Source organism: Streptomyces sp. CB01881 (assembly GCF_002953255.1).
Taxonomy (GTDB): Bacteria; Actinomycetota; Actinomycetes; order Streptomycetales; family Streptomycetaceae; genus Kitasatospora.
Map to the genome: position 1 here is coordinate 7,535,467 of NZ_CP026498.1, position 986 is coordinate 7,536,452.

General features: G+C 65.1%; 1 protein-coding gene and 1 pseudogene. Both read left to right on the forward strand.

The genetic code is table 11. The features are described from left to right. Positions 1-585 (forward strand): annotated as a pseudogene (fusA, locus tag C2142_RS40220) (elongation factor G); the annotation flags it as partial. Positions 586-818: 233 nt separating this feature from the next. Then, positions 819-986: GTP-binding protein (locus C2142_RS40225; RefSeq protein ID WP_241003254.1), on the forward strand; the 168-nt coding region annotated here is incomplete at its 3' end.

The following is a 986-nucleotide window of genomic DNA, read 5'->3' on the forward strand; positions in this document are numbered from 1 at the left end:
AGCAGACCGGCCGGCCAGTTCGCGAAGATCCAGATCGCGATCGAGCCGATCGAGTCCGGCGAGGGCTACGAGTTCGTGAACAAGGTCACCGGTGGCCGCGTGCCGAAGGAGTACATCCCTTCGGTCGACGCCGGCTGCCAGGAGGCCATGGAGTTCGGCGTGCTCGCCGGCTACCCGCTCCAGGGTGTCCGCGTCACGCTGCTCGACGGTGCCTCGCACGACGTCGACTCCTCCGAGCTCGCGTTCAAGATCGCCGGCTCGATGGCCTTCAAGGAGGGCGCTCGCAAGGCGTCCCCGACCCTGCTCGAGCCGATGATGGCCGTCGAGGTCACCACGCCCGAGGACTACATGGGCGATGTGATCGGCGACATCAACTCTCGTCGTGGCCAGATCCGGTCCATGGACGAGCGCTACGGTGCCCGCGTCGTTTCGGCGCTGGTGCCGCTCTCCGAGATGTTCGGCTACGTCGGTGACCTGCGCAGCAAGACCTCTGGTCGCGCGAGCTACTCGATGCAGTTCGACTCGTACGCCGAGGTTCCGCGGAACGTGGCGGACGACATCATCGCCAAGGCCAAGGGCGAGTAAGGACCGGCACCTGCCGGCTCTTGCTTGAGACCGCAGTACGTCCCGACATTCGGGACGATTGCGAACCCTTAGGCTATTAGGAGGCAACCCGGGGGAATCCGGCCGGATTCCCCCGGGCATCTCCGCCCCCACCCGCGGGACGGCATGGGCTGCTTCGGCATCCCGTACCCAAACCCGATCAAAGACCAACTGACGTCAGCACGGCGTACAGAACTGTCCTCAGGAGGACTGCAGTGGCGAAGGCGAAGTTCGAGCGGACGAAGCCCCACGTCAACATCGGCACCATCGGTCACATCGACCACGGTAAGACGACCCTTACCGCGGCGATCACCAAGGTGCTGCACGACGCGTACCCGGACATCAACCCCTTCACGCCGTTCGACCAGATCGACAAGGCGCCG